Raw genomic sequence first — 3,766 nt, 5'->3', positions numbered from 1 at the left:
TTATAAGGATTACATAATAAACCTGTTTTTTTATGCTCAATTGTTTCTGGTCCTGGACCACATTCTGAAAACACAACTAATTTATTCATAGCCATGGCCTCTGGTGCAACTAGACCTTGCGTTTCCATTAAAGATGGAAATACACATACTTCTGCTGCTGCATATTTGTTGGCCAAAATTTTAAAAGGTATTGCTCCCATAAAATGTATATGATTAGCAACATTGCCTAATTTAGGTAAAATTTCTTTCTTTAAATACTCTATATAAGAGGTTCCATCTTTAAAAAACCAATCGCGTCCATAAATAAATAAATTAGCCTCTTTATTAGATTCTAATACTTTAGGCATTGCTTCTAGCAATTGATTAATTCCTTTTTTTTCACAAACTGTACCTGCAAATAAAATGGTGTGTGGCTCTATTTTAATTTCTGACTTTGGCTTAAACACTTCAAAGTTTATTGGAATTTTAATAACCTTAATTGGCTTTTTATGGTAGCTTAGGTATTTGGCAGTATGAGATTTAACATAGTTTGAAACTGCAATAAAACCATCAGCATTTTTAAAGGATTTTTTTTCTTGAAATCCTTTCCACCAAGATACTTTTCTGTTTTCTGACTCGGCAAAAAAATGGTGACCACCATGCAAACGTATTACATATTTAATAGGCTTTATTTTTTTTATAAATGACAAGCCTAATTCTGCCGTTTCTACAATATCAATAGCATGATTATTATGAAGTTCTACTAACTTCTTATTAATTGATTTATTATTAAAATACCAAGTCAAACCTTTTAAAACTTTAGGTTTTATTCTAAAAACAGTAATCTCCTCATCCTTTTCTTCCTCGTTGATATCTGTATATACATTGATTCCTATAATTGAAACTCTATGGCCTTTCTCAATTAATTTATGGCTAATTGTATGTATAAAAGTTCCAACTCCTCCATGCGGAAAATCTAATTTAGGATACTCATTAGTGATAAAACAAATATGCATTATAATATCGCTTTTGCGAGTTTAACTGAATTTTCGTCTATTGGATGTAGCACCAAATTTTCCATCCATTTTTTCCTGTCTTTTGCTATTTTTTCTGGTGATTCTAATACAATTAGAACCGTTTTTAGAATATCAGACTTACTATTAATCCAACCAACAGCATCTAAATCTTTCATACTTCTAAAATGCTGGAAATTATAAATAATTTTTGTACTCCAATTACTATCGCTAGAAGGATTATAATTTAAATACAAACAAGGCTTATTGAATGTCGCAAAATCTAATGCCATTGTAGAACCCAAATTAATCACCACATCGCAATGAAAGGCTGTATTAATCTGCAAATTAATGTCTTCATATTTGGGAAAATAGCCTGTCCAGCCAGATTCTGTTTCAATATTCCAGATAGGATCAATCGAAACAATATAATCTTTAAAAGAATTTAAAGTCTTATCATATCTCGAAGAAAAATCGACAGGACATCTTCTAAATATAATTTGGATTTTATCTTTTTCTGAATAAAGTGACGCTGCAACATCGTCTAAGAATAACTGATCATAAGGAGAGGTAGTAATATCATCACCACTAAAACAAATCCATTTTTTATTTATGTCTAAACCATATTCTCTAGCAAAGTCCTCACGTGTCATTATTCGCTTTCTATCCAAGTAAAACTCAAATTGAGGCGTACCAACTAGTTTTACATTTTCTTGAGGAATTTCAGGGTAGTAAGCGTCCATTTCATCCTTCATCCATTGTGACCATACAATATAGTAATCGGTTTTTACAGCTAACCTTGCTTTAGGTAGATTATCCCAAGAAAAAATTGCTGTAGAAGTCTTAATTTTAAGTTTTTTAGCAGCAAGACATACAGGCATTAATCCTGCAACACGTTGATGAGTTATAAAGATAGATGTTGGCTTCAGTTCTGTAATGTAGTCCGTATATTTTTCTATCGAAACTTGAGATATTTTATCAATACTCTTTTTCTCATATTTTAATATTCGGCTATATTTTTTGGATAAATACTTCCCTAGCATTTCTGCACATCTATAAAGAATCTTAACTTTTAGACTATAATTAGGACGTCTCCAATTTATTAGAATTGTTGGATTCTTTTGTAACTTACTATTAAAGATTAATCTAGCGTAAGTTGTAGCTTCTCTATATAAACGTGTAAAGCTATTTTCCGAGGATAGTTGTATTTGTTTATAACCAAAGTCTATATTATGAATTCTCTTAACATCCTTAAATGCTTCTAATGGTAAAGGAGACCATATAGTAAATTTTGTATGTTGCTTTACATGAGTTATTATCTCTGAATATAGATAATTTTTTATCCCTACACCATCAGGAACAATTATAAGAAGATGTTTTTTAGTATGCATCCTTAAATTGCTTTTGATGATTTATTGACCATACTTTAGACATTTCTAAACTATTTAAAAACAGCTGAGCACTATTGCCACTTCCAAAAGTTTTAGTTCTCTTTTCTGAAGTCTTTGGTTTATTTGTAATCGCTTTTTCAATCAACGATTTATCACATTGTACATTAATTATTTTAGATGAGTTAGCTCTATTAAGTTGTCTATTACCAATATTTATAGTAGTGATGCCATAATATGGAGCTTCTCTTACACCTGCACTACTATTGCCAATAATAAAAGCTGAATTTTTGAGTAATGTTAAGAAATATTCAAACCTAACTGAAGGGAAAATTTTAAATCTAGAATTCCCTTGAAGTTTTTCGTAAGCTTTAAGAATATGTTTGCTCCCAAGATCATTATTAGGATAGATTACAACATAATTCTTATCACTTTCAATTAAAGCATCAACAAATTGGTTAGCTCTATCTTCAATGCTATCTATCTCAGTAGTTACAGGATGATACATCGCCAAAGCATAAGAATCAAAATCTATTTGATAATATTGTTTTACTTTATCTAAAGCAGGTAAATCATTAGAGAACATAATATCAACATCTGGTGAGCCAATTGTGAAAATTGATTGCTCTAATTCACCCATTTGCATAAGTCTTTTTTTAGCTTCTTCATTAGATGTGTAATGAATATGACTTAGTTTAGAAACGGAATGTCTAATTAATTCATCTATGGTACCTGAGATTTCTCCACCTTCAATATGAGCTACTAATATGTTGTTTAGACTACCAACAATGGCACCTGCTAAGGCTTCTACTCTATCTCCATGTACAACAATTAAATCTGGCTGAATGCCTTTAACATACTTAGAAAAACCATTAATAGTTTTTGCCAATGTTAAATCCATAGTAGCTTCGTCCGTATGATTATGAAACGTGGATATGTTCTTAAATCCACATCGCTCCACTTCAATTAATGTATAGCCATACGCTTCTAAAAGATGCATGCCAGTGACAAAAATATAGGGTTCAAAACCACTATGATCTTCTACACTATTTATCAGTGCCTTTATTTTTCCGAAATCAGCTCTTGTGCCTGTTAAAAAGACTATTTTTTTATATGCCATTATAGATAGTCTAATCTAGATGATGAAATTACTGTTGTATTGTCTTCTATATTTTTATTAACCATTGTGTGTGCGCCAATTGTAACATTATTCCCAATATTTAAAGATCCTAATATGGATGAATTACAATATATTTTAACGTTATTACCTATTGTATTTCCAGAACCAGAACCATTTACTTTATGACCAATTGTACAGTTTTGATGAATAACAAATCCTTTACCAATGGTATTGCGACTTCCAATTACAGTACCTTCTCCATGTAC

Annotated in this window: 3 protein-coding genes and 1 pseudogene; all 4 read right to left on the bottom strand. The window is 30.6% G+C overall.

Annotated elements, in window-relative coordinates:
- On the bottom strand, positions 1 to 995 hold a 995-nt coding region (locus tag QZZ53_RS15445), incomplete at its 3' end, for a glycosyltransferase family 4 protein (protein ID WP_296386331.1).
- Positions 995 to 2,383: a hypothetical protein gene (locus QZZ53_RS15440; protein WP_296386330.1), complete on the bottom strand. Its 1,389-nt coding sequence runs from the start codon at positions 2,381 to 2,383 to the stop codon at positions 995 to 997. The genes QZZ53_RS15445 and QZZ53_RS15440, both read right to left, overlap by 1 nt.
- Positions 2,373 to 3,500, bottom strand: a complete 1,128-nt coding sequence (gene neuC / locus QZZ53_RS15435) for a UDP-N-acetylglucosamine 2-epimerase (protein ID WP_296386329.1) — start codon at positions 3,498 to 3,500, stop codon at positions 2,373 to 2,375. The genes QZZ53_RS15440 and neuC overlap by 11 nt, the downstream gene beginning before the upstream one ends.
- A pseudogene (locus QZZ53_RS15430) lies at positions 3,500 to 3,766 on the bottom strand (hypothetical protein); the annotation flags it as partial. The gene neuC and the pseudogene QZZ53_RS15430, both read right to left, overlap by 1 nt.

It is taken from the genome of Winogradskyella sp. (assembly GCF_016744625.1).
Taxonomy (GTDB): domain Bacteria; phylum Bacteroidota; class Bacteroidia; order Flavobacteriales; family Flavobacteriaceae; genus Winogradskyella.
The sequence above is the reverse complement of the archived record's forward strand: the minus strand, read 5'-3'. Positions and strand labels throughout refer to the sequence as shown.